This window comes from Streptomyces sp. NPDC041713 (assembly GCF_055591085.1).
In genome coordinates this window covers 1-23,700 of sequence record NZ_JBVIZY010000026.1, presented here as the reverse complement: position 1 = coordinate 23,700, position 23,700 = coordinate 1, and the positions used below count along the sequence as shown (strand labels likewise).

The following is a 23,700-nucleotide window of genomic DNA, read 5'->3' as shown; positions in this document are numbered from 1 at the left end:
GCAGGCCACGCGCCTTGAGGAGCGCACCCAGGCTGGAGGCAGTCAGACCCTTGCCGAGGGAAGAGGCGACACCCCCGGTGACGAAGATGTGCTTGGTCGTCTTGGATTTGGGCTGCATGGCCAAGAGGGGGCTCCCGTGGTCGCGGTCTGGAGGTGCGTACCGGCCTCCTCACCAGGGATTCGGGGAGGCGCCGTCGCTGCGGTTCGGGGGTTCTATGACCACCGGCTCACGGGCTACCAGGGTATCAGCGCCGGACCGGGCCCGCCTCCGGCCACGCTCCGCCACCGGACACTCACAAATCGGTCACGAGACACGCACGCCGAAGAGCGGGGCACGAGCCGCGCACGCTGCTACTTTTCCCCCGCGCACCGCCTCTCACCTGCCGCTCACCCGTTCGGCGGAGGCTCGTTGCCGGGAGGGGCGCGCAGATCACCGGGGTGCGTCGTATCCTGCTCGGACACTCGCTGCCGAGCCCCCTCCGGCACACGGCACCATCCCGCCTTGCACCCGGAACAAGCGCTCGTCAACGATCACTTGACCGCTGACCTGTAAGCGCCCCGCGGGGCGAACGTGGCCGTTCGACTGGAGATAGACGTGGCCGGGCGCATCGAGGACTACGCACTCATCGGAGACATGCAGACCGCCGCCCTGGTCTGCCGGGACGGCACAGTCGACTGGCTGTGCCTGCCCCGCTTCGACTCCCACGCCGTATTCGCCGGCCTTCTGGGCACCGAGGAGCACGGCTTCTGGCGCCTGGGGCCGGCCCACAACCCGGACGCGCAGCCACCCGCTGCCACGCGCCGCTCGTACCGGGGCGACTCCCTGGTGCTCGAATCCGAGTGGGACACGACGCGCGGCACCGTCCGCGTGATCGATTTCATGCCGCCGCGCGACACCGACGCGCCGCAGCTCATCCGCATCGTCGAGGGCGTCAGCGGACGGGTGCCGATGCGCTCGGCGCTGCGCATGCGGTTCAGCTACGGCCGGGTGGTGCCGTGGGTCCACAAGGTCGACGGGCGCACCGTGGCCGTCGCGGGCCCCGACTCGGTGTGGCACGACACGACCGCCGAGACCTACGGCAAGGACCTGACCACCTACTCGGACTTCACGGTCGCGCCGGGCGAGCGGATCGCGTTCACGATCTCGTGGCAGCCCTCGCACAAGGACCAGCCCGCGCTGCCCGAGCCGGAGGCGGCGCTCACCGCCACGGAGACGTTCTGGCGGGAGTGGGTGGAGCACTGTACGTACCACGGCCCCTACCGGGAGGCCGTGATCCGCTCGCTGATCACCCTGAAGGCGCTGACGTACGCGCCGACCGGCGGGATCGTCGCCGCGCCCACCACCTCGCTGCCCGAGGACATCGGCGGCTCGCGCAACTGGGACTACCGCTTCACCTGGCTGCGCGACGCCGCGATCACGCTCTCCTCGCTGCTGCGCACCGGCTACCGCGAGGAGGCCCGTGCCTGGCGCGAGTGGCTGCTCCGCTCGGTGGCGGGCGACCCGGAGAACCTGCAGATCATGTACGGCATCGCGGGCGAGCGCGAACTCGGCGAGACCGAGCTGGACTGGCTGCCGGGGTACGAGGGCTCCACGCCGGTCCGGGCGGGCAACGGCGCCGCGGGCCAGCTGCAGCTCGACGTGTACGGCGAGGTCACCGAGGCCCTGCACCTGGCGCACATGACGGGCCTGGCCCGCAACGACTACGCCGCCCTCCTGCAGCTCAAGCTGATCCGGTACCTGGAGGACCACTGGGACGAGCCGGACGAGGGCATCTGGGAGGTGCGCGGCCCGCGTCGGCACTTCGTGCACTCCAAGGTGATGGCCTGGGTCGCCGTGGACCGCACCATCAAGCTCATCGAGTCCGGCGACGCGGACGGCCCGCTGGACAAGTGGCGCGACCTGCGCGACGACATCCACCGGGACGTGTGCGAGCGGGGCTACGACCCGGAGCGGAACACCTTCACGCAGTCGTACGGCTCCAAGGAGCTGGACGCCTCGCTGCTGCTGATTCCGCAGATGGGCTTCCTGCCGCCGGACGACAAGCGCGTGATCGGCACCATCGAGGCGATCCAGCGGGAGCTGTCGACCCCGGACGGGTTCATCCTGCGCTACCCGACGTCCGGTGACGACGAGGGCGTGGACGGCCTGGAGGGCGACGAGGGCGCGTTCCTCGCCTGCTCGTTCTGGATGGCCGACGACCTGGCGATGATCGGCCGGGTGGACGAGGCGCGCAAGCTCTTCGAGAAGCTGCTCGGGCTCCGCAACGACCTGGGCCTGCTCGCCGAGGAGTGGGACTCCGTGCACCAGCGCCAGGTGGGCAACTTCCCGCAGGCGTTCAGCCACGTGCCGCTGATCGACACGGCGCTGCGGCTGACGGCTTCGGGGGCGTACGGCGGATAGCGGCCGCTGCCTGACGCCACGTCACGTGCGCCCCCGTCGGATGCCGGCGGGGGCGCCGTGTTTCTCCGCTCCCGCCTTACGTGGCGTCGGCTGCTCGCTGTGCCTGGCTCCGGGCGAAGGCCAGGATCAGTGCGGCGGTACGGGACGGTTCCTCCAGGATGGGGGTGTGTCCGGCGCCGGGCAGCATCGTGACGACGGCGCCGGGGACGGCGCGGTAGTCGGCCGCGGAAGCGGGGCGCCAGCGGCGGTCCCGGTCGCCGAAGATCACCTGCAGCGGTTTGCCGAGGGCGGTGAGCCGTTCGGGGAGCGCCCGTTCGCCCAGATACGCCATGGACGCCCGCATGGCGGCGGTGACCGCCTGGATCCGGCTCTCCCGCAGTTCGTCGACGAGGTCCTGGGGCACCTCGAACCCCTCGCGGAAGCCGCCGCTCGCGAAGTGCCGGATCTGCTCGTCGGTCGGCGGCCACCGGGCGGGATCGAAGGCGGCCGTCTCCGGCGCGATGTAGGCGTGCGGGCCGGGGCCGGTGTTGATGAGGACGAGGGCACTCACGAGGTCGGGCCGCCGCTCGGCCAGCGCGGTGGCGGCGTAACCCCCGCTGGAGTGGCCGACGACGGTGGCGCGCCGGACGCCGAGCCGGTCGAGGGCCGCGCCGAGCGTCTGTCCGAGGCCGGTGGTGTCGTAGCCACGGACGGGTTCGGGCGAGCGGCCGTGGCCCGGCAGGTCGACCCGGATGACGCGGTGGGCGTCGGCCAGCAGCGGGACCAGGGCGTTCCACGAGGTGCCGGTGGTGGCGGAGCCGTGCAGGAGCAGCAGGACGGGGGCGTCGCGCGGGCCGTCCTGACGGATGTGGAGGTCGCCGTGTTCGAGAGGCAGGAGGGTCTCCTCGTGGACGGCTTCGGCGTGGCTTCGGGGGTGCTTCTCGGAGGTGGTCATGGGGCGACTGTCTCCCCCGCGGGCCGTCGCCGGATTGGACGAATGTTCCCCGCGCCGCCCGCGTAGCCTGGAGCGATGGGGCTCACCGCGCAGAGGCGTGACGATCCCGCCGCGTGGGACGTCGCGCGCCCGCGGCGGCGTGTCGGGGTGGCCGGTGTCGACATGGCGGGGTTCCGGGTGTCCGGCCCGCTCGCGGGAGGGCTGCGGATCGTTCCGCATCCGGCCGTGATGCTGATCCTCGCGTTCGGTCCCGGCCGGCCCGCCGTGGACGACGGTGCCGGGCGGCGGCACCGGGACAGCCTGGTCGCCGGGCCCGGTTTCGGCTCCGGCGGGGCCGTACGGGCGTGGGGCGAGGACGTCGCCTGCGTACAGGTGCGGCTCTCCCCGCCGGCCGCCGGCGCGATCCTCGGCGTCTCCCCGGCCGACCTCGACGGGGCCGTGGTCCGTCTCGACGACGTGTGGGGCCGCCGGGCGGCGGAGGTGTGCGAGCGCTTGGCCGGCCTCGGCTCCTGGGCGGAGCGCTTCGCGTACACCGAGGCCGAGCTCGCCCGCCGGTGCGCGGACCGGGCGCCGGTGGATCCGGCGGTGGCCTGGGCCTGGCGGCGCATCGTCGACAGCGGGGGTCTCGTACGGGTGGAGCGGCTGGCGGACGACCTCGGATGGAGCCGCAAGCGCCTGTGGTCCCGCTTCCGCGACCACCTCGGCATGCCGCCCAAGCAGGCCGCGAAGCTGGTCCGCTTCGACCACGCCGTCCACCGCCTGGTCGCCGGGGCGGGGCCGGCCGGGGTCGCGGCGGACACCGGGTACTGCGACCAGTCGCATCTGCACCGGGACGTCGTGGCGTTCACCGGCGCGACCCCGGCCGCCGTGGCGGGCGAGCCGTTCCTGACCGTGGACGACCGCGCGTGGCCGACCGCTCCGCGCGTGTGAGGTACGCCACAGCCGGCGGTGGGGCGGGCAAGTGCCGCGCCGAGACGAAGAGTTACCAGGCGGTCGGGGCCGTGGGGCGGCGGCGCGCCCCGGCCGGGATGTTGCCGTCCCGTGCGCCCCGGTAGCGTCCGCGCCATGGACAGTCAGGGCACTCAGGGCGGCATCACGGTCCAGCGCGCGCTGGAACTTCCGGGGCTGCGCGGCGGGCTCCCCGAGGTCGTCGCGGGCGCGGAGCGGCTGCAGCGGACGGTGCGGTGGGTGCACGCGGGCGAGGTGCCCAACATGGCCTCGCTGCTCAAGGGCGGCGAACTGCTGCTCACCACGGGGCTCGGGCTCGGCGCGCGCCCCGCCGAACAGCGCGCCTTCGTGCGCAGGCTCGCCGAACGCGGCATCGCGGCGCTCGTCGTCGAGCTGGGCCCGCGCTTCACCCGGCTGCCCGCCGCGCTCGTGGAGACCGCGCGGGCCGCCGGTCTGCCGCTGGTCCAGCTGCACCGCGAGGTGCCGTTCGTGACGGTCACCGAAGAGGTGCACACCGAGATCGTCAACGGCCACTACGCGCTGCTGCAGCAGGCCGAGGAGGTGCACAGGCGCTGTACGGAGGCGCTGCTCGGCGGAGGCGGCATCCCACAGGTCCTCGGCATCCTCGCGGAGTTCAGCGGCAACCCGGTGTTCCTGGAGACGGCGGACGGACAGCTCCTGTACGCGGCCGGAGCGGGCACCGAGTGCGCGGACCCGCTCCAGGTGTGGGAGGGGCTGCGCGGCCGCCCCGTGGACCGGGAGGGGCCGCCCGCGAGCGCGGTCCTCGTCGACGTGCCGGGCGGCGGACCCGGCGCGGGATCCGTACGGGCCCGCCTGGTGCTGCTCGCCGTGGAGTCCGCGCCGCAGCCGGTGCACCGCATCGCGGCGGAGCGGGCGGCGGGCAGCCTGGCCGTCGTCCTGATGCAGGCCCGCCAGGAGGAGGAGCTCGCGGCGCGCGGCCGCGGCGACTTCCTGACCGACCTCGCCGAGGGCCGGATCACCGCCGACGACGCCCCGGCGCAGGCCCGTGTCCTCGGCTTCAAGCCGGCCCCGGCCGACAGCCCGCTGCTTCCGGTGGTGATGCGGCTCGCGGACGGGCTGCCGACCGGCGGGGGCTGGGCGGTGCTGGCGCGGGCGGTCGCCGAGGAGCTGGCGTCGGTGGGAGTGCCCGCGCTGTTGGGCGTGCGTCCCGTCGAGGGCCGCGTACCGCTGCTGCTCGGCCTGCGCTCGGAGTCCGAGCGGACGGCGGTGGCCGACCGGGTCGCCGCCGCGCTGCGGGCCGGCGTCGAACGGGCCGGGATGCGGCGGCCCGGCGCGCAGCCGCCGGTGGTGGTCGTCGGGGTCGCGGGCGGCTGGGCGGCGGCCTCGGCGGGGCTGCGGCACGCGGCGGAGACCGCGACGGCCGCGCAGGGGCTGCCCGACCGCCCCTGGTACGACGCGCGGCGCCTCGACATCGACCTCCTGCTGTGGCGGCTGCACCGCCATGACGAGGACGGCGTCCTCGCCGCGTTCGTGGACCGCGCGATCGGCCCGCTGCGCGCCCACGACGAGCGTTCGAAGCCGCCGCTGCTGCCGACGCTGCAGACCTATCTGGCGCACGCAGGCCGCAAGGCGGAGACGGCGCGCGAGCTGCACCTGAACCGGCAGACCCTGTACAACCGCCTCGCCCGGATCAGCGAGTTGCTGGGCACGGACCTGGACGACCCCCAGACGGTCCTGGCCCTCAGCCTGGCGCTGCGGGCGCGCAGACACGTCACCTAGGGGCGCGGCCAGGGGAGTCAGCCGTACGGGAAGGGCTGCGACTCAGCCGTACGGCAGGGGCTGGGTCAACTCGTCGTAGACGCTGAGGACTTGGGTGACCGTCTCGTCCTCGGTCGGCCAGGTGGCGGCCTGGGCCGCGCCCTTGTTCGCGAGTTCGGCCCGCCGGACGGGGTTCGCGAGCAGACGTACGACGGCGCTGGAGAGGGCGTCCACATCGCCGTAGGGGACGAGTTCGGCGGCGTCGCCGACGAGTTCGGGGATGCCGCCGACCGCGGTCGCGACGAGCGGCACGCGCGCGTGCAGCGCCTCTTGGGCGAGCACCGAGCGGGACTCCCAACTGCTGGGCAGTACGGCGACGTCGGCGGCGGCGAGGAGTTCGGGGACGTCGTCGCGGCGTCCGATGAGCCGGGCGGGGAGCCGTTCGTCCTCGATGCGGCGCTGCAGAACGGCGCGTTCCGGCCCCTCCCCCGCCACCAGCAGGAGGGGCATCGGGTCGAGGTGGCGCCAGGCGCGGGTGGCGTCGAGCAGGACGTCGTAGCCGCGGTTCGGCTCCAGCGCGCCGACGGCGAGGATCAACGGGCGCTCCACGGCGCCGAGTTCGGCGCGGGCCTTGTGCGGGAGGCTGTCGGCCTCCTCGGCGGTCGCCGGGCGGCGCGGCGCGGGCAGCGCGACGGCGGCGAGGCGGGCGTCGCGCGCGCCTCTGCTGCGGGCCCGGTCGACGAGGTCGGACGAGGTGCCGAGGACGACGGCGGCGGCCCGTGCGACGCGCCGCTCCAGCAGGCGCAGGACGCGGGCCCGGGCGCCCTCCGCGTGCGCGCGGGTGTGCCAGGTGACGACGAGCGGGGTGTGGCGCCCGGTCAGGGCGACGGCGGCGCGGAGGGCGGCGTGCAGTCCGTGCGCGTGGACGAGGTCGGCGTCGGCGCAGGCGGCGCGGAGGGCGGCCACGGAGGCGGGGTCGCCGCTGCGGGGCACGGAGACGTGCCGGGCGCCGGCGGCGGTGAAGTCGTAGATGCGGGCCGCCTCGTCGGGGGCGCACACGGTGACCCGCACGCCGCGGGCGGCGAGGCCCGCGGCCAGCGATCTGACGTGCGCGCTGCTGCCCGCGCTGCCACCGCCGAGGACCTGAACGGTGTGCAGCGGCGTCTGTCCGTGCGGCGAGTGGCTGCTCACGTGGCTCACGTGGCCGGGGCTCCTGGGTCTGCGTCGGTGGTGGTGCTCGGACTGGTACTCGGGCAGATGCTGCGCCAAGGATGCCAGCCCGCACGGGCGTTCCGGCACTGCCGAAAGGTCACTTCCGTATGTCGCCGGGCAACTCGATGGGCGGGATCACCCACACGGGTGAGAGTTGTGAGGTTTGTACGCGGGGGTCACGAGCCGGTGCCCCGGGCGGCGACCTCACTGACCCTCTCCCCGAAGACCGCCGCGGCCACCAGCGCCGCGACGTGCGCGGCGAGACCCGCGCGGCCGTTGCCCGCGGCGACGGCGGTGCCGAGGGCCGCGCCCAGCGCGTGTGCGCCGGTGTCGCCGATCATCGCGCGCCGCCCGATGTCCGCGGGCAGGACGGCGGCGGCCGCGCCCGTCGCGGCGGCGGAGAGGCCCGCGGCGGGTCCCTCGCGCAGCAGGCCGGGCGCCGCGAGGGCGAGCACGGCGGCGCCGGCCCGGCCGGGCCGTACGTCGACGAGGTTGACGAGGTGCGCGCTGCCGGCGATCACCACGCCGACCAGGACCTTGTCCACGGGCCGCTCCTTGAGCAGCGCGCCGGCCGCCAGCCCGGCCGCGGAGATCCCGAACAGCTTGACGGCCCCGCTGGTGACCTCGCCGCGGCGCAGCGCCCGCAGATGCGCGCGGAAGCCGCGGCGCGGATCGTCCCGGCCCGCCATGTCGTCGTACGCGCCGCAGGCCCCGGCGGCGAGTACGGCGAGGGTGGCGGCGGCGCGGGGCCCGGCCGGCAGGGCGGCCACACCGGCGACGACGCCGAGGCAGGCGGCGGGCCCGGCGTACAACTCCACGGTCCGCCCGGCGAAGTTGACCCGCTCCCACCGCGCGCTCCCGCCGGGCGCGAGGTGGCGCAGGGCGGCCGTGGCCGCGTGGGTGGCGGCGCCGCCGAGGAGGACGGCACGTACGTTGACCGACTTCACGCCCTCACCCTCATGACGACCCTGCAGGGTTACCCTGCGCCCCACGCGCACCACGACCCTCCCCAGGCGCCCCCGCCCGCTACCCGTCCCCCCGAGCCGTGGCCAACAGCTCCTCCGCGTGTGCCCGTGCCGTCTCCGAGTCCTCCTGGCCCGCCAGCATCCGCGACAGCTCCCGCACCCGGTCCTCGCCCTCCAGGACCTGCACCCCGGACCGCGTCACCATCCCGTCGTTCGTCTTCTCGACCAGCAGCTGCCGGTCCGCGAACGCCGCGACCTGCGGCAGGTGCGTGACGACCACGACCTGCGCCGACTTCGCGAGCCGCGCGAGGCGCCGACCGATCTCGACGGCCGCCTTGCCGCCGACGCCCGCGTCCACCTCGTCGAAGAGGTAGGTCGGCACCGGATCCGTCCCCGCGAAGACGACCTCCACGGCCAGCATCACCCGGGACAGTTCACCGCCCGACGCGCCCTTCGCGATGGGCCGCGGCGGCGCTCCCGGATGCGGGGAGAGGAGGAGTTCGACCTCGTCGACGCCCGCGGGGCCGTACGCGACCGTGCGGCCGCCGACCTGCACGCCGTCGCCTCCCTCCGGCACCTCCGTGGCGCTGATGGCGATCGACACGCGCGCGTGGGGCATCGCCAGGGAGGCCAGCTCCTCGGTGACCGCGGCGGCGAACCGCGACGCCGCCTCCTCGCGCGCGTCGGTCAACGCCTGCGCGAGCCCCGCGAGTTCGGCACGCAACGCGTCCCGCTCCGCGACCAGCTCGCCCAACCGGTCGTCGTCGCCCTCCAGTTCGGTGAGGCGCGCCGCGCTCTCCTGCGACCAGGTGAGGACGGCGTCGATGTCCGCCCCGTACTTCCGGGTGAGCTGGGTCAGCGCGGCCCGCCGCTCCTCGACCGCGGCGAGTCGCAGCGGATCGGCGTCGAGGTCGTCGGCGTACCCGGCGAGCTCGCCCGCCACGTCGCCGAGGAGGATGCCGATCTCGCCCAGGCGGTCGGCGAGCGCGGACAGGACGGGGTCGTGGGACCGTACGGCCTCCAGCGCCCGGGACGCGCCCGCGACGAGCGTCGAGGCGTCGACGCCCTCGGGGTCCTCGGGGTTGCCCGCGAGGGCGGCGTGCGCGGACGTGGCGGCGGAGGCGAGGGCCTCCGCGTGGCCGAGCCGCTCGGCCTCGGCGGCGAGTTCGACGTCCTCCCCCGCGCGAGGCTCGACCCCGCCGATCTCCTCCAGTCCGAAGCGCAGCAGATCGGCCTCCTGCGCACGCTCCCGCGCGCGGGTGGTGATCTCCTCGACCTCGACGGTGACGGCCCGCAGCCTGCGGTACGCGGCGGTGTACTTGGCGAGCGGCACGGAGACCGCGTCCCCCGCGTACCGGTCGAGCGCGCCGCGCTGTCTGGCCGGCTTCAGAAGCCCCTGCTGGTCGGTCTGGCCGTGCACGGCGACCAGGTCGTCCGCGAGTTCGGACAGCAGCCCCACCGGGACCGACCGCCCGCCCAGGTGCGCCCGGGAGCGTCCCTCCGCCGAGACGGTACGGCTGATGAGCAGCGCCCCCTCGTCCAGTTCGGCCCCCGCCTCCTCCGCGCGCACGGCGGCCGGGGCGTCGGCGGGCACGGTGATGCGCCCCTCCACCACGGCCGACTTGGCGCCGATCCGCACCAGGGCGGCGTCCGCGCGCCCGCCGAGCAGCAGGCCAAGGCTGGTGACCACCATCGTCTTGCCCGCGCCGGTCTCACCCGTCACGGCGGTGAAGCCCGGCGAGAGCTCGACGACAGCGTCGTCGATGACTCCGAGCGACCGTATCCGCATCTCCTCCAACACGCACCTGACCATACGAGGTTTCCCGGGTGCCCCGCGACGTCACCCCTGTGTCGGTCCGTGAAGACGCAGGTTGCGAAGTGCCCCGCGGCCGGAGCGTCACCCTCGGAGGGGACGCGGCGAGGCCTCCCTCGGCCGCCCCGCGAGCACGGAGGTGGGGTTGTCCCCACCAAGATCCACCGGCTCACCGGATGGCCCGCCTCCGCCCCCGCCACGACCATGATCCCCATGGCAACAGGACTGGCATGGGCGGCGCTGCGTGCGCACCGACCGGCGTTCGTGGGCACCGCGGTGGCCGCGCTCTTCGCGTCGACCGTGGTGAGCGCGTCGACGATGATGCTCGGCACGACGAGCGTCGAGCGCTCCGACATCCCGTGCGGACTCTCCGAGTCCGCACGCAAGCAGATCGCCGAGAACGGCGTGGCCGACATGGCGGTCGTGCTCCTGATCGGATCCATCTACATGTCGATATTCGTGGTCGTCTCGACCATGGGGACGGCCGTCGCGCAGCAGCACCGCGAGCTCGCGCTGGCCCGCGCCATCGGCGCCAGGCCCCGCCAGATCCGCCGCGCCGTGGCCGTCCAGGCCCTCACCGCGTCGGTCCCCGCCGCCCTCGCGGGCTTCGCGCTCGGCGGCCTCGGCGCCCGCTGGTGGCACGCGGGCATGGTCGACCACGGGCTGCTCCCGGCCGAGGCCGGCTTCCGCTTCAGCTGGCTCGCCCTGCCGGTCTGCGTCGGCGTGGCCGTGGTGACGACGACACTCGCCGCGCTGCTCTCGGCGCTGCGCTTCTCGCTGCTCCGCCCGGCCCGCGCCCTCGTCGAGGCGGCGACGGGCCGACGGCGCCTCGGGATCCTGCGGGCGCCCCTGGGCGTGCTCGCCGTGGCGGGTGCGTGCGCGGTCGCCGTACTCCTGTCCCGGCAGCCGGCCGACGAGGCGGGCGAGGGGGCGTTCCTCGTCCTCATCCTGTTCTGCGTGGGCGCGGGGCTGCTGGGCCCCCGCATCGTCGGGCCCGCGGCCTGGCTGGTCTCCGCGGCCGTGGGCCGGTTGGGCCCGAGCGCGCGGCTCGCGATGCTCAACGTCCGCTCGCAGCCCCGCCGTTTCTCCGCGGCGGTCGTCCCGCTCGTCCTGGTCGTGGGGTTCGGCCTCACCAAGATCGGCATGCACACGACGGCCCAGCACCACACCGGTTCGGCGGGCGGCACGGGTGAGGTCTGGCTCGACTACGTGGGCACGGGGCTGTACGCGGGCTTCGCCGCCATCGCCGCGGCGAACACGCTGGCCATGATCTCCTTCGAGCGCCGCCGCGACGTCGCGCTGCTGCGGGTCATCGGGAGCCGGCGCGGGCAGGTGCGGGCGATGGCCGCCTGGGAGGCCGCGGTCGTCGCGGGGACCGCGCTGCTGCTCGGCGCCGCGATCGCGCTGGGCACGCTGGCGCCGATCCTCACGACGGCGTACGGCTCGCCGCTCCCCCACCTGCCCTGGCCGGTACCAACAGCCCTGGCAACAGCCACCCTGCTCCTGACCCTCCTGGCCACGGGCATCCCGGTCCACACGACAACACGCCGCCCCCCGACCTCCGTGCTCAGCACGACATAGCCCCGTGAGGGGCGCGGGGAACGGCGCGACAAGCCACACCCAACCCGCACCGCGCACCCCACCGAGAGCCCCCTGACGGAGCGTCACCGCCAAACCCAGCGGAGCGTCACGGCGCACCCCGCCACCCCTGCACCGGCAGCGCGAACTTGGCGACAAGCCGATCCGTGAACGACGCGTGATGCAGCCGCGCGAGCCGCACCGGCACCTCGCCCCTGCGCACCTCCACCCGCGCGCCCGAGGGCAGTTCCACGGTCCGCCGCCCGTCGCACCACAGCACCCCGTGCGGCGTGTGCGGCTGGACCTCGACGGCGAGCACCGAGTCCGGCGAGGTCACCAGCGGCTTGGCGAACAGGGCGTGCGCGCTGATCGGCACCATGAGCAGCGCCTCGACCTCCGGCCACACCACGGGACCGCCCGCCGAGAACGCGTACGCCGTCGAACCGGTCGGGGTGGCGCACACGATGCCGTCGCAGCCGAACCCGGTGACGGGCCGGCCGTCGATCTCCAGGACGACCTCCAGCATCCGCTCCGGCGACACCTTCTGCACGGCCGCCTCGTTCATCGCCCAGTCCCGGTGCACGATGTCGCCGTTGCGGCGCACGACGACGTCGATCGTCATGCGCTCCTCCACCTCGTACGTCCTGGTGACCACCCGGTCGACGACCTTGTCCAGGTCGTCCCGCTCGGCCTCCGCGAGGAAGCCCACCCGGCCGAGGTTCACGCCGAGCATCGGCACCCCGGAGGCGCGCGCGAACTCCGCGCCGCGCAGCAGCGTCCCGTCGCCGCCGAGGACGACGATCAGCTCGCAGTCGTCGATGCATTCGGCCGTGGCTTCCTTGACCGTCTGGACCTCGGGGGGCAGCGGCAGGTCCACGGCCTCCGCCTCCAGGACCCGGACGCCGAGACCGCTGCGCAGCAGTCCCTCGACGACGAGTTCGGCGCTGCGGATCGCCGCGGGGCGCCCGGTGTGCGCGAGCAGGAAGACGGTACGAGCTCTGGTCTGGGTCTTACCGGTCTGGGTCAACGGGGCCCCTCCGCCACGGCACGGTCAACGTCCGCCGGGTCCAGCTCATCGGCCCCGGCGCGCAGCCACAGAAAGTACTCGACGTTTCCCGACGGTCCCGGCAGCGGGCTCGCGGTCACCGCGCGCACGCCGAGGCCGAGCCCCCACGCCTGCCGCGCCACCCCGCGCACGGCCTCGGCGCGCAGTTCGGCGCTGCGCACCACACCGCCGCTGCCGAGCCGTTCCTTGCCCACCTCGAACTGCGGCTTGACCATCAGGACGAGGTCCGCGTCGGGCGCCGCGCACCGCACCAGGGCGGGCAGCACCAGGCCGAGCGGGATGAAGGAGAGGTCGCCGACGACCACGTCGACGGGGATTCCGTCGATGGCTTCGAGCGTCAACTCGCGTACGTTCGTACGGTCCTTCACGGTGACCCGGTCGTCGCTCTGCAGCGACCACGCGAGCTGGCCGTAGCCGACGTCGACGGCGACGACGTGCGCGGCGCCGGCCCGCAGGAGCACGTCGGTGAAGCCGCCGGTGGAGGCGCCCGCGTCCAGCGCGCGCCGTCCCTCGACGACCAGCCCCCGCGGCCCGAAGGCGGCGAGGGCGCCGGCGAGCTTGTGCCCGCCGCGCGAGACGTAGTCGGGGTCGTCGTCGTCCTGCGAGACCACGATCGGGGCGGCCGTCTCCACCTGCGTCGCCGCCTTGGTCGCGACGGTCTTGCCGACCGCGACCCGGCCTGCGGCGATCAGCTGGCTCGCGTGCTCGCGCGAGCGCGCGAGCTTCCTGCGGACGAGCTCGGCGTCGAGGCGGCGTCGTGCCACTCCTGCCACGTTCGGTTCAGCTCCTGTTGTCGTACGACGGTGTGGTCGCCCCGGAGGGCGCCGGCGGGCCGGGGCGCGCGTCGAGCGCGGTCAGCGCGTCGCGCAGGCCCCGGTGTACATCCTCGTACACCTCGATGTGGCCGTCCGTGGCGAGGTGGTCGGCGTCGCCGAGCCGGGCGAGGGCCGCGTCCACGTCGGCGTCGCCGGTGGCGGCGCGTTCGACGCCGAGGGGCGCGGGGGCGGCGGGGTCGTACGACGGCTCCTCCGGGGCCCGGTCCTGCGGAGGAGCCGGCTCCCCTTCGTGCGCTTCGGGGCCCGCGTATGAGTCGCTCATGGCACGACGCTACCGCGAAGGCCTGCGGTACGGTCGACCGCGATGGCGACCATGGCGGAGTGCCGCGCGGCACTCGAAAGACTCTCCGGCAATCTCGCGTCGGCCGACGGCGACGTGCGGGCCGCCGCTGCCCTGAACCGCTCCCTGAGCTGCCGCGTCACCGATCTCGACGTCACCTTCACGGGCCGTCTCGAGAGCGGCCGGATCACGGTGCTCGACGACCACCCGGGGCCGCCGCGCGAGAAGGCGGAGATCCGCCTCGCGATGACCGGCGACGACCTGGTCGCGATGGTGGCGGGTGAGCTCAACTTCGCGAAGGCCTGGGCCTCCGGCCGGGTCAAGCTGGAGGCGGGCTTCCGCGACCTGCTGCGGCTCAGGACGCTGCTCTAGCCGGCGTCCTGCGGCCCGCGCGGGCCGCGGGGACCACCAGCGGGGTGCCCGTCTCCGGGTCCTCGATGATCTGGCAGTCGATGCCGAAGGCCTGCTTGACCAGCTCCGCCGTGACGATCTCGGACGGCGGCCCCTCGGCGAGCACCGCGCCGTCGCGCAGGGCGATGAGGTGCGTGGCGTAGCGGGCCGCGTGGTTGAGGTCGTGCAGGACGGCGACGAGCGTGCGGCCCTGCTCCTCGTGGAGCTCCGCGCACAGGTCGAGGACGTCGAGCTGGTGCTGGATGTCGAGGAAGGTCGTCGGCTCGTCGAGGAGCAGCAGCGGGGTCTGCTGGGCGAGCGCCATGGCGATCCAGACGCGCTGGCGCTGGCCGCCGGAGAGCTCGTCCACGTACCGCTCGGAGAGGTCCTGTACGCCGGTCGACGCCATGGACTCGTTCACGATCCGCTCGTCCTGTGGCGACCACTGGCGCAGCAGCCCCTGGTGGGGGTAGCGGCCGCGGGCGACGAGGTCGCCGACGGTGATGCCGTCGGGGGCGATGGACGACTGGGGCAGCAGGCCGAGCATCCTCGCGACCTTCTTGGCCGGCATCGACTGGATGACGTTCCCGTCGAGCAGCACCCGGCCCTCGGAGGGCTTGAGCATCCGGGACAGGGCCCGCAGCAGCGTGGACTTGCCGCAGGCGTTGGGGCCCACGATCACGGTGAAGGAGCGGTCGGGGATCTCGACGGACAGCTTCTCCGCGATGACGCGCTGGTCGTAGCCGAGGGTGACGTCGTCGGCGATGAGCCGGTTCACAGCAGCACGCTCCTGGTCCTGAAGGTGGTTGTCGGTCATATCCGCCCCGCCTTGCGCTGGGTGATGAGCAGCCACAGCAGATAGACGCCGCCGAGCACGCCGGTCACCACGCCGACGGGCAGCTGGTCGGCGCCGAAGGCGCGCTGCGAGGCCCAGTCCGCGACGATCAGGAGCGCGGCGCCCATGCACATCGCGGGCATCAGGTTGGGCCCCGGCGAGCGGGTGAGGCGGCGGGCCAGCTGCGGCGCGGTGAGCGCGACGAAGCTGACCGGTCCCGCGGCGGCGGTGGCGGCCGCGACGAGCAGCACGGAGGCGGTGAGCAGCACGAAGCGGGTGCGTTCGACGGGCACGCCGAGGGCGCTCGCGACGTCGTCGCCCATCTCCAGCATCCGCAGGGGACGCCCGTACACGAGCACCAGCGGTACGAGGACGGCGCACAGCACGAGCAGCGGCCAGACCTGGTCCCAGTCGCGGCCGTTGAGGGAGCCGGTCATCCAGACGACGGAGCGGGCGGCGTCGACGAAGTCGGCCTTGGTGAGCAGATACCCGTTGACGGCCGTGAGGAAGGCGGAGACACCGATGCCGACCAGGACGAGTCGGTAGCCGTGCACGCCCTGGCGCCAGGCCAGCAGGTAGATGGCGAGGCCGGTGCCGAGGCCGCCGACCAGCGCGCCGCCCGCGACCTGGACCGCGCTGCCCTGGAACAGCACGATCATGGTGAGCGCGCCCGCGGTCGACCCCTGTCCGAGACCCAGCACGTCCGGGCTGCCCAGCGGGTTGCGGGCGATGGACTGGAAGAGCGCGCCGCCGAGGCCGAGCGCCGCGCCCACCAGGAGGCCGACGAGGACTCGCGGCAGGCGCAGTTCGTTGATGATGAACTCCTGCCCGGCGTCGCCGTTGCCGACCAGGGTGCGGACGACGTCGGCGGCCGGGATGTCGAAGTCGCCGGTGCCGATCAGGACGACGCCCGCGACGAGCGCGGCGGCGGCGAGCAGGGCGACGACCACGGCCGTGCGGACGTCGAGGCGGACGGAGAGGCCGCCCCGGGTGCGTAGTGCCTTCACAGCTGGGCCATCTTCCGCCGACGTACGAGAAGGACGAAGACCGGCGCCCCGATGACCGCGGTCACGATGCCGACCTGGAGCTCCGCGGGCCGCGCCACCATCCGCCCGACGACGTCCGCGCCGAGCAGCAGCACCGGCGAGAGGACGGCCGCGTACGGCAGGATCCAGCGCATGTCGGGCCCGGTGAAGGAGCGCACGATGTGCGGGACCATCAGACCGATGAACACGATCGGGCCGCAGGCCGCGGTCGCGGCCCCGCACAGCAGGGTCGCCGCCGCCATGGACAGCGCGCGGGTGCGGCCCAGGTGGGCGCCGAGCGCGCGGGCGGCGTCGTCGCCCATGGCCATGGCGTTGAGCGGCCTGGCCAGGCCGAGGGCGAGCACGGTGCCGATCGCGAGGAAGGGCAGCACCTGCTCGATGGTGTCCATGTTGGCGGAGGCCAGCGAGCCGACCGTCCAGAAGCGCATCTTGTTGAGCGCGGCACCGTCCGTGATCATGACGGCCTGCAGATAGCCGTAGAGCGCCGCGCTGATCGCGGTGCCGGCGAGCGCGAGCCGCACCGGGGTCGCGCCGCGCGCGCCGCCGAGGATGTAGAGCAGGACGCCGACGAGCATGGCCCCGACGAAGGCGAACCAGACGTAACCGCTCAGCGAGGTGACGCCGAAGAAGCTGATGGCGCTGACGACCGCGGCGGAGGCGCCGAGGTTGATGCCGAGGAGCCCGGGGTCGGCCAGCGGGTTGCGGGTGAGCGCCTGGAGGACGGCGCCGGAGAGGCCCAGCGCGGTGCCGGCGAGGAGTCCGAGGAGGGTGCGCGAGAGCCGCTCGCCGACCACGACGTCCCCGTACGTCCCCGAGTCCTGGAACAGTCCGTGCCAGACCTGGTCCAAGGACATCGACTTGGCGCCGACCGCGATGCTCGCCAGGAAGACGACCAGCAGCACGGCCACCGAGACGAGCAACCCGGCGCCGCGCAGCGCGCGGCGTTTCGGGGGCGCGGAGGCGGCCTCCGCGCGGGCTTCTGAAGGACTGTCGACCAACACCTGGTTAGGTTAGCCTACCCTCGCGCGGCCCTGTCGGGTGCGGTCCGGGCACCCTCCCCACCCTGGACGCCTTCCTGGCCCCACTCCCCCGCCCCGCGCGGCCTCCCCGCCCCGCGCGGCCTCACAGCCCGAGCCGCTCCAGCACCTTCCCCGCGTCCAGCCCGCACGTGCCGTCCCCGGCCTCCGTCCAGGCCGCCGCGCACAGCGCCCGCAGCCCGTCCATGGCCTCGCCGTCCCCGTCGAGCACGAGCTCCCCGTCCCGCACCGAAGCGGTCCATCCGCCACAGCCGAACGTGCCGTCCCCCGGGGTGACCTCGGGCTGGCCGGTGAGCATTCCGCGCAGATCCTCGGCCACGTACGTCGGCCGGTGCTCGGGCCGGGCTGCGAGGAGCTGCGCGCCGTCCGTGACACCGGTCAGGACCAGCAGCGAGTCCACCTCGCCGTTGCTCGCGCCCTCGATGTCGGTGTCCAGGCGGTCGCCCACCACCAGCGGCTTCTTCGCGCCGGTCCGCAGAATCGTCTCGCGGTGCATGGGCGGCAGCGGTTTGCCCGCCACCTGCGGCTCGGCGCCCGTCGCGATCCGTACGACCTCGACGGCCGCGCCGTTGCCCGGGGCGATGCCGCGTGCGCTCGGGATCGTCAGGTCCGTGTTCGACGCGAACCACGGGATGCCGCGCGCGATCGCGTAACAGGCCTCCGCGAACCGCGACCACGCCAGGTCCGGCCCGCCGTACCCCTGCACCACCGCCACCGGGCCGTCGTCGGCGGACTCCACCGGTTCGAGCCCCCGCTCGCGCAGCGCGACCCGCAGCCCCTCGCCGCCGATCACCAACACCCGCGCGCCCTCGGGCACATGCTCGCTCACCAGCCGGGCCACCGCCTGCGCGGAGGTGATGACGTCCGAGCCGTCGGCCGCGATGCCCAGCTCCGTCAGATGCTCCGCCACCGCGTCCGGGGTGCGCAGCGCGTTGTTCGTGACGTACGCCAGGTGCATGCCGCCGTCGCGCGCGGTGCCCAGCGAATCGACCGCGTGGTCGATGGCGTGACCGCCCTTGTACACCACTCCGTCCAGGTCGAGCAGAGCCGTGTCGTAGAGCTCGCTCAGCGCCCGCTCACTGCCCGCGGGACGCGTCCTGACGTCCCGGCCGGCGCCTCGGTCCGCGGTCTGGCTCATTACACATCGCTCCTCGCTCGATCCGACTCCCCCGATCATCGCTTATGCCACTGACACACATACGATGCACCAATGAACACAGCGGGTCACAGCGACGACACCGGCCTCGACCTGATCCCGTTCCGGGGCGTGCGGTACGTCCCCGAGCAGGTGGGACGGCTCGCCGCGGTGACCTCTCCCCCGTACGACGTGGTCGTACGGCCGGACGGCCTGCTGCACCTGGAGTCCGCCGACCCGCACAACATCGTCCGGCTGATCCTGCCGCAGGCCACCACCCCGGCCGCCCGCAACCAGCAGGCCGCAAACACCCTGCGCGGCTGGCTCGCCGAGGGCGTCCTCGCCCCCGACGCCGAGCCCGGCCTGTACGTCTACGAGCAGCGGGACGACGACATCCTGCAGCGCGGCGTCATCGGCGCCCTGCGCCTGTCGGAGGCACAGGACGGCGTCGTCCTGCCGCACGAGGGCGTCATGCCCCATGTCGTCGAGGACCGCGCGGCCCTGATGCGGGCCACCTCGGCCAATCTGGAGCCGCTCCTGCTGACCTACCGCAGCGGCGGCACGGGCGAGCCGAAGGGGGCGACGGCCGTCGTCGAACGCGCCGCGCGACGCGAGCCCCTCCTCTCGACCATCACGGAGGACGGCTTCCACCACCGCCTGTGGTCGGTGACGGACCCCGCGGAGATCGCCGAGATCCAGTCGGACCTCGCCCGCCACCAGGCCCTCATCGCCGACGGCCACCATCGCTGGGCGACCAACCTGCGGCTGCGCGCCGAGCACCCCTCGCCGAGCGCCTGGGACTACGGCCTGGTGCTCCTGGTGGACACCGCCCGCTACCCGCTGCGGGTCCGCGCGATCCACCGCTACCTCCACCGGCTGCCGGTCGCCGAGGCCCTGAGCGCCCTCGGCGACGACTTCCGCGTCCAGACCCTGAAGGGCCCCCTCGACCGGGCACTCGAAGCACTGGGCGAGGCCGCCGTCCAGGGCAACGCCTTCGTCCTGGCGGGCGACGGCGCCTTCCACCTCGTCGACCGGCCGTCCCCGGAACTCCTGGCCCGTACGATCCCGGCCGACCGCCCGGAGGCCTGGCGCACCCTCGACGCGACGGTCCTGCACGCCACCCTCCTCGACCACGTGTGGCGGATCCCCGACACCCCGGACCACATCGCGTACATCCACGACACGGCCGCGACGGTCGAGAAGGCCGAGCGCGACGGCGGTACGGCGGTCCTGATGCACCCGGTGCGCGAGGAGGTCGTCCGGGACCTGGCCCGCCAAGGCGTCACGATGCCGCGCAAGTCGACGTCCTTCGGCCCGAAGCCGGCGACCGGCCTGGTCCTGCGCGACCTCACGTCCTGAAGGCCCGCCATACGTCGGCGGCTGCCCACCGCCCGTGAACGTCAGCGCTTCGCGCGGGCGCCCAGGCGGGCGGCCTGCCGCGTCAGATGGTCGCGCTCGGCCGCGTTGGGCGCCCGGTGCGCCGCCTCGGCGTAGAGCCGCGCCGCCGTCGCCAGGTCACCGTCGCGTTCGTGGAGGTACGCCGCCACGGCGGTGTGGCGCGGCAGCGAGTCGTCCAGCGCCGCGAGCGCGGCGAGGCCCGCGCGGGGCCCGTCGGCCTCACCGACGGCGACCGCGCGGTTGAGCCGGACGACGGGGCTGTCGGTGAGCCGCACCAACTCGTCGTACCACTCGACGATCTGCACCCAGTCGGTCTCCTCGGCGGTGGGCGCGTCCGCGTGGAGCGCGGCGACGGCGGCCTGCGCCTGGAACTCGCCGAGCCGGTCGCGGGAGAGGGCCGCCTGCAGGATGCCGATGCCCTCGGCGATCGCCTCCGTGTCCCACCGGCCGCGGTCCTGCTCGGCGAGCGGCACCAGACTTCCGTCGGGCGCGGTCCTCGCGGCGCGCCGGGCGTGGTGGAGCATCATCAGGGCGAGCAGCCCCGCCACCTCGGGGTGGTCGATGGCGGCCGCGAGCTGCCGGGTGAGCCGGATGGCCTCGGCGGCGAGGTCGACGTCGCCGGAGTACCCCTCGTTGAAGACGAGGTAGAGGACGCGCAGCACGGTCGCGACGTCGCCGGGCTTGTCGAACCGCACGGCGGAGACGGTGCGCTTGGCCCGGCTGATCCGCTGCGCCATGGTCGCCTCGGGGACCAGATAGGCCTGCGCGATCTGCCGGGTGGTGAGCCCACCGACGGCCCGCAGCGTCAGCGCGACGGCGGATGAGGGCGTCAACGACGGGTGGGCGCACAGGAAGTAGAGCTGGAGCGTGTCGTCCACGGTGGGCGCGGGGCCGGGCGGCGGCTCCTCCTCGACGCGGTCCTCACGCCGCCGGCGGGCGGTGTCCGCCCGGGTCGCGTCGAGGAACTTCCGCCAGGCCACGGTGATCAGCCAGCCCTTGGGGTCCCGCGGCTCGTCGTCGGCCCAGACCCGGACCGCCTCGACCAGCGCGTCCTGCACGGCGTCCTCGGCCGCGGCGAAGTCGGCCCCGCGGCGGACCAGGGCCCCCAGCACACCGGGCGTCAGGCCGCGCAACAGCACCTCGTCCATCGCCGAGGTCACTCCGTGGTGGCGCAGAGGGCGCGCTCGTGGCTGTCGACATCGATCGCCATCCAGCCGGCGATGAGGTCCTTCGTCTCGGCGAACGGCCCGTCGGTCACCGGCGGCCGGCCCTCTCCGTCGTACCGCACGAAGGATCCCTCGGGCGCGAGTGCCTGACTGTCGACGAACTCACCCGGGGTCCACTGGTCCATCGGCGCGTCGTTGGCCGGGGCCGGGGCGCCGCGGTAGTGCTTGAGCAGCAGGTACTTGGCCATCGTGATCTCCTCGATGCGGTCCGACCCATTATGGCCACGCCTCCGGCGGGAACGGGGGCGCACACAAGAAAGGGCGGGCCCCCCTTCCGGGGAGCCCGCCCTTTTGTCTTGTCGTCTCTTGTCGTGAGCCGTGCGGCCGCGACGAATCGACGGATCGACGGATCGACGAATCAGTCCTCGTCGACGTCCCGACGCACCGGCTCCGCGGGGGCTTCGGGGGCCTCGGAGGCGTCAGGGGCGTCGGGGGCGTCGGAAGCCTCGGGGGCGTCCTCCTCCACCAACGCGTCGACGAACTCGACGCCTTCGAGCTCGGCGAGGCGGTCGGAGGCGTCGGTGCTGCCGTCCTTGTCGGACTCGACGACCTTCGCGAACCACTCGCGCGCCTCGTCCTCGCGGTCGGCCGCGAGCAGCGCGTCGGCGTACGCGTACCGCAGTCGGGCCGTCCACGGCTGCACGGAGTTCGAGGCGAGCTCGGGGCTCTGCAGCGTGACGATGGCGGCGTCGATCTGGCCCATGTCGCGGCGCGCGCCGGCGGCGACGAGCCGCATCTCGACCTGGCTCGCCTTGTCGAGCTTGTGCACCTCGGGGGCGCCCGCCATCTCCAACGCCTTCTCGGGCCGGCCGAGACCACGCTCACAGTCCGCCATGACAGGCCACAGCTCGACGCTGCCGGTCATGCGCCGGGAGGCGCGGAACTCGGCGAGCGCCTCGCTGTACTTCTCGTTGGCGTACGCGGCGAAGCCGGCGGCCTCACGCACGGCCGCGACCCTGGAGGCCAGCCGCAGGGCGATCCGCGAGTAGGCGTAGGCCTGCTCGGGGTCCTCGTCGATGAGCTTGGCGACCATCACCAGGTTCCTGGCGACGTCCTCGGCAAGCCCCTTGGGGAGGCTCTGCAGCTCCTGCTGTACGTCCTTGTCGATCTCGTGACCCGTGACGTCGTCCGGGATCGGCAGCCGCTTGATGGGCTCGCGGTCGCGGTCCCGGTCGTCACGCCCACCGCGGTATCCACCCCGGTCGCCGTCGCGCCGGTCGTCCCGACGGTCGTCACGGCCACGGAACCCGCCGGGGCGCCCGCCGCGGTCGTCGCGCGGACCACGCCCACGGTCGTCGCCACGGCCCCGGTCGTCGCGCCCGCGGAAGCCACCGCCGCCACGGTTGTCGTCACGACGGAAGCCACCGCGGTCGTCCTTGCGGTCATCCCTGCGGTCGTACGAGCGGTCATCGCGACGCGGCCCACCGGACCGGTCGTCGCGGCGGAAGGGCGGACGGTCACCGTCACGGCGGTCATCGCGACGATCGTCACGACGGAAGGGAGGACGGTCCCCGCCACCACGGCTGTCATCGCGGCGGAACCCGCCACGGTCGCCGCCATCACGACGCGGACCGCTGGAACGGTCATCGCGCCCACGGAACCCGCCACCACCACGGTTGTCATCGCGACGGTCGTCCCGGCGATCGTCCCGGCGGTCGTCGCGACCTCGGAAGCCACCGCCACGGTTGTCGCCACCACGGTTGTCGTCACGGCGGAAACCACCGCGGTCGTCACGCCGGTCGTCACGCCGGTCGTCCCGACGGTCATCGCGGCGGAAGGGCGGACGGTCGCCGCCACCGCGGTTGTCATCGCGACGATCGTCACGACGGAAAGCGGGACGGTCCCCGCCACCACGGTTGTCGTCACGACGGAACCCACCACGGTCACCGCCATCACGACGCGGACCGCTGGGCCGATCATCGCGCCCACGGAACCCGCCGCCACCGCGGTTGTCATCGCGACGGAAGCCGCCGCGGTCGTCACGCCGGTCATCCCGACGGTCATCACGGCGGAAGGGCGGACGGTCGCCGCCACCGCGGTTGTCATCGCGACGATCGTCACGACGGAAGGCAGGACGGTCCCCGCCACCACGGTTGTCGTCACGACGGAAGCCACCACGGTCACCGCCACGGTCGCCACCGTCACGACGCGGACCGCTGGGCCGGTCGTCCCGACGGAACGGGGCACGTCCACCGCGGTCCCGATCGCCCTCGCGCCGGTCGTCGCGACGGTCGTCACGGCCACGGAAGCCGCCACCGCCACGGTTGTCGTCACGGCGGGTGTCGTCACGGCGGAAGCCGCCACGGTCACCACGGTCGTTGTCACGACGGGGAGCTCCGCGGTATCCGCCCCGGTCACCACCGTCCCGGCGGCGCTCGTCGCGCTCCGGTCGCTCGTCGGGAGAGTTGGGGGACATCGGTGACTCCTAGTCTTCGGTACCGCAGTCATTCTCGCGCAGCCGGCATGTCGGCGCGCTTCGACAAAAACAAAAAGGACCCTTGGTCCCAGCGTGGACGCTGGGACCAAGGGTCCTCCAAAGATTGTTCGGCGGCGTCCTACTCTCCCACAGGGTCCCCCCTGCAGTACCATCGGCGCTTTGAGGCTTAGCTTCCGGGTTCGGAATGTAACCGGGCGTTTCCCTCACGCTATGACCACCGAAACCCTATGAAATATCCTACGAAGACGCAGGATCTCAAACAGGGCAGCGAACAAGCACACTTTTCAATTTAGATAGTGACGCTGTTCAGCCGACACAACTGTTCGTTGTTTCAGAACCAACACAGTGGACGCGAGCAACTGAGGACAAGCCCTCGGCCTATTAGTACCAGTCACCTCCACCCGTTACCGGGCTTCCAGATCT

At 73.8% G+C, this 23,700-nt stretch carries 21 protein-coding genes, 1 rRNA gene and 1 pseudogene; 7 read left to right on the top strand and 16 right to left on the bottom strand.

What is annotated here, in order from left to right; genetic code table 11:
- Positions 1-118, bottom strand: a 118-nt coding sequence (locus ACZ6CV_RS37015) for a hypothetical protein (RefSeq protein ID WP_469256272.1), incomplete at its 3' end; no start/stop codon positions are given.
- Positions 119-571: 453 nt separating this feature from the next.
- Here ACZ6CV_RS37015 and ACZ6CV_RS37010 point away from each other — a divergent pair.
- Positions 572-2,401 (top strand): glycoside hydrolase family 15 protein, encoded by a 1,830-nt coding sequence (locus ACZ6CV_RS37010; RefSeq protein ID WP_362370854.1) that lies wholly within the window; start codon positions 572-574, stop codon positions 2,399-2,401.
- Between the two features lie 76 nt (positions 2,402-2,477).
- Here ACZ6CV_RS37010 and ACZ6CV_RS37005 read toward each other — a convergent pair whose 3' ends face one another.
- Positions 2,478-3,335 carry an alpha/beta fold hydrolase gene (locus ACZ6CV_RS37005; protein ID WP_469256268.1) on the bottom strand — a complete coding sequence of 286 codons (858 nt, stop codon included), beginning with the start codon at positions 3,333-3,335 and terminating at the stop codon, positions 2,478-2,480.
- Positions 3,336-3,410: 75 nt separating this feature from the next.
- On the opposite strand from ACZ6CV_RS37005, the gene ACZ6CV_RS37000 reads away from it, so the two are divergent.
- Positions 3,411-4,265, top strand: a complete 855-nt coding sequence (locus ACZ6CV_RS37000; protein ID WP_469256266.1) for an AraC family transcriptional regulator — start codon at positions 3,411-3,413, stop codon at positions 4,263-4,265.
- A 135-nt stretch (positions 4,266-4,400) separates the two neighbouring features.
- Positions 4,401-6,044, top strand: a complete 1,644-nt coding sequence (locus ACZ6CV_RS36995) for a PucR family transcriptional regulator (protein ID WP_469256265.1) — start codon at positions 4,401-4,403, stop codon at positions 6,042-6,044.
- Between the two features lie 42 nt (positions 6,045-6,086).
- On the opposite strand, the gene ACZ6CV_RS36990 is transcribed toward ACZ6CV_RS36995, so the two are convergent.
- From ACZ6CV_RS36990 to recN, 3 genes are all read right to left on the bottom strand, one after another.
- Positions 6,087-7,223 (bottom strand): glycosyltransferase family 4 protein, encoded by a 1,137-nt coding sequence (locus tag ACZ6CV_RS36990; protein WP_469256263.1) that lies wholly within the window; start codon positions 7,221-7,223, stop codon positions 6,087-6,089.
- Positions 7,224-7,411: 188 nt separating this feature from the next.
- A complete protein-coding gene (locus ACZ6CV_RS36985) occupies positions 7,412-8,182 on the bottom strand; it encodes a hypothetical protein (RefSeq protein WP_469256261.1) in 771 nt (256 codons plus the stop codon).
- A gap of 79 nt (positions 8,183-8,261) precedes the next feature.
- Complete coding sequence (gene recN / locus ACZ6CV_RS36980) at positions 8,262-10,013, bottom strand: DNA repair protein RecN (protein WP_469256260.1); 1,752 nt, start codon at positions 10,011-10,013, stop codon at positions 8,262-8,264.
- A gap of 213 nt (positions 10,014-10,226) precedes the next feature.
- On the opposite strand from recN, the gene ACZ6CV_RS36975 reads away from it, so the two are divergent.
- A complete protein-coding gene (locus ACZ6CV_RS36975) occupies positions 10,227-11,594 on the top strand; it encodes an ABC transporter permease (protein WP_469256258.1) in 1,368 nt (455 codons plus the stop codon).
- Between the two features lie 106 nt (positions 11,595-11,700).
- Here ACZ6CV_RS36975 and ACZ6CV_RS36970 read toward each other — a convergent pair whose 3' ends face one another.
- Genes ACZ6CV_RS36970 through ACZ6CV_RS36960 form a run of 3 tightly spaced genes read right to left on the bottom strand, consistent with a single transcriptional unit; the run spans position 11,701 to position 13,755 of the window.
- Positions 11,701-12,618 carry an NAD kinase gene (locus tag ACZ6CV_RS36970; RefSeq protein ID WP_469256256.1) on the bottom strand — a complete coding sequence of 306 codons (918 nt, stop codon included), beginning with the start codon at positions 12,616-12,618 and terminating at the stop codon, positions 11,701-11,703.
- Positions 12,615-13,430, bottom strand: a complete 816-nt coding sequence (locus ACZ6CV_RS36965) for a TlyA family RNA methyltransferase (RefSeq protein ID WP_469256254.1) — start codon at positions 13,428-13,430, stop codon at positions 12,615-12,617. Before ACZ6CV_RS36965 ends, ACZ6CV_RS36970 begins: the two co-directional genes overlap by 4 nt.
- A gap of 7 nt (positions 13,431-13,437) precedes the next feature.
- Entirely contained in the window at positions 13,438-13,755 is a 318-nt protein-coding gene (locus ACZ6CV_RS36960) for a hypothetical protein (RefSeq protein WP_469256252.1), read from the bottom strand.
- A gap of 42 nt (positions 13,756-13,797) precedes the next feature.
- On the opposite strand from ACZ6CV_RS36960, the gene ACZ6CV_RS36955 reads away from it, so the two are divergent.
- On the top strand, positions 13,798-14,145 hold the full coding sequence (locus ACZ6CV_RS36955) for an alkyl sulfatase C-terminal domain-containing protein (protein WP_469256250.1): 348 nt from the start codon (positions 13,798-13,800) through the stop codon (positions 14,143-14,145).
- On the opposite strand, the gene ACZ6CV_RS36950 is transcribed toward ACZ6CV_RS36955, so the two are convergent.
- From ACZ6CV_RS36950 to ACZ6CV_RS36935, 4 genes are all read right to left on the bottom strand, one after another.
- Positions 14,129-14,980, bottom strand: a complete 852-nt coding sequence (locus ACZ6CV_RS36950) for an ABC transporter ATP-binding protein (protein ID WP_469256248.1) — start codon at positions 14,978-14,980, stop codon at positions 14,129-14,131. The two genes, ACZ6CV_RS36955 and ACZ6CV_RS36950, sit on opposite strands and share 17 nt — an antisense overlap.
- Positions 14,977-16,005 carry a FecCD family ABC transporter permease gene (locus ACZ6CV_RS36945; protein WP_469256246.1) on the bottom strand — a complete coding sequence of 343 codons (1,029 nt, stop codon included), beginning with the start codon at positions 16,003-16,005 and terminating at the stop codon, positions 14,977-14,979. The genes ACZ6CV_RS36950 and ACZ6CV_RS36945 overlap by 4 nt, the downstream gene beginning before the upstream one ends.
- On the bottom strand, positions 16,002-17,045 hold the full coding sequence (locus ACZ6CV_RS36940) for a FecCD family ABC transporter permease (RefSeq protein ID WP_469256245.1): 1,044 nt from the start codon (positions 17,043-17,045) through the stop codon (positions 16,002-16,004). Before ACZ6CV_RS36940 ends, ACZ6CV_RS36945 begins: the two co-directional genes overlap by 4 nt.
- A gap of 121 nt (positions 17,046-17,166) precedes the next feature.
- Positions 17,167-18,219 (bottom strand): HAD hydrolase-like protein, encoded by a 1,053-nt coding sequence (locus ACZ6CV_RS36935; RefSeq protein WP_469256243.1) that lies wholly within the window; start codon positions 18,217-18,219, stop codon positions 17,167-17,169.
- Between the two features lie 72 nt (positions 18,220-18,291).
- On the opposite strand from ACZ6CV_RS36935, the gene ACZ6CV_RS36930 reads away from it, so the two are divergent.
- Positions 18,292-19,575, top strand: a complete 1,284-nt coding sequence (locus ACZ6CV_RS36930) for a DUF1015 domain-containing protein (RefSeq protein ID WP_469256240.1) — start codon at positions 18,292-18,294, stop codon at positions 19,573-19,575.
- A gap of 41 nt (positions 19,576-19,616) precedes the next feature.
- Here ACZ6CV_RS36930 and ACZ6CV_RS36925 read toward each other — a convergent pair whose 3' ends face one another.
- The 3 genes and pseudogenes from ACZ6CV_RS36925 to ACZ6CV_RS36915 all read right to left on the bottom strand — a co-directional run bounded on the left by ACZ6CV_RS36925 (position 19,617) and on the right by ACZ6CV_RS36915 (position 21,981).
- Entirely contained in the window at positions 19,617-20,762 is a 1,146-nt protein-coding gene (locus tag ACZ6CV_RS36925) for an RNA polymerase sigma factor (RefSeq protein ID WP_469256239.1), read from the bottom strand.
- Between the two features lie 26 nt (positions 20,763-20,788).
- Positions 20,789-21,028 (bottom strand): annotated as a pseudogene (locus ACZ6CV_RS36920) (YciI family protein); the annotation flags it as partial.
- 170 nt (positions 21,029-21,198) lie between these two features.
- Complete coding sequence (locus ACZ6CV_RS36915; protein ID WP_469256270.1) at positions 21,199-21,981, bottom strand: tetratricopeptide repeat protein; 783 nt, start codon at positions 21,979-21,981, stop codon at positions 21,199-21,201.
- Between ACZ6CV_RS36915 and ACZ6CV_RS36910 the strand changes: the two genes are divergently transcribed.
- A complete protein-coding gene (locus ACZ6CV_RS36910) occupies positions 21,952-23,262 on the top strand; it encodes a hypothetical protein (protein ID WP_469256274.1) in 1,311 nt (436 codons plus the stop codon). The two genes, ACZ6CV_RS36915 and ACZ6CV_RS36910, sit on opposite strands and share 30 nt — an antisense overlap.
- Before the next feature lie 120 nt (positions 23,263-23,382).
- On the opposite strand, the gene rrf is transcribed toward ACZ6CV_RS36910, so the two are convergent.
- Positions 23,383-23,499: ribosomal RNA gene (gene rrf, locus ACZ6CV_RS36905) — 5S ribosomal RNA — on the bottom strand.
- Positions 23,500-23,700: the final 201 nt, after the last annotated feature.

Excerpts from the sequence above, each read along its gene's own strand:
- ACZ6CV_RS37005 (WP_469256268.1), bottom strand. The coding sequence starts at position 3,335 with ATGACCACCTCCGAGAAGCACCCCCGAAGCCACGCCGAAGCCGTCCAC.
- ACZ6CV_RS37000 (WP_469256266.1), top strand. The coding sequence starts at position 3,411 with ATGGGGCTCACCGCGCAGAGGCGTGACGATCCCGCCGCGTGGGACGTC.
- ACZ6CV_RS36995 (WP_469256265.1), top strand. The coding sequence starts at position 4,401 with ATGGACAGTCAGGGCACTCAGGGCGGCATCACGGTCCAGCGCGCGCTG.
- recN (WP_469256260.1), bottom strand. The coding sequence starts at position 10,013 with ATGGTCAGGTGCGTGTTGGAGGAGATGCGGATACGGTCGCTCGGAGTC.
- ACZ6CV_RS36975 (WP_469256258.1), top strand. The coding sequence starts at position 10,227 with ATGGCAACAGGACTGGCATGGGCGGCGCTGCGTGCGCACCGACCGGCG.
- ACZ6CV_RS36960 (WP_469256252.1), bottom strand. The coding sequence starts at position 13,755 with ATGAGCGACTCATACGCGGGCCCCGAAGCGCACGAAGGGGAGCCGGCT.
- ACZ6CV_RS36955 (WP_469256250.1), top strand. The coding sequence starts at position 13,798 with ATGGCGACCATGGCGGAGTGCCGCGCGGCACTCGAAAGACTCTCCGGC.
- ACZ6CV_RS36950 (WP_469256248.1), bottom strand. The coding sequence starts at position 14,980 with ATGACCGACAACCACCTTCAGGACCAGGAGCGTGCTGCTGTGAACCGG.
- ACZ6CV_RS36935 (WP_469256243.1), bottom strand. The coding sequence starts at position 18,219 with ATGAGCCAGACCGCGGACCGAGGCGCCGGCCGGGACGTCAGGACGCGT.
- ACZ6CV_RS36930 (WP_469256240.1), top strand. The coding sequence starts at position 18,292 with ATGAACACAGCGGGTCACAGCGACGACACCGGCCTCGACCTGATCCCG.
- ACZ6CV_RS36925 (WP_469256239.1), bottom strand. The coding sequence starts at position 20,762 with ATGGACGAGGTGCTGTTGCGCGGCCTGACGCCCGGTGTGCTGGGGGCC.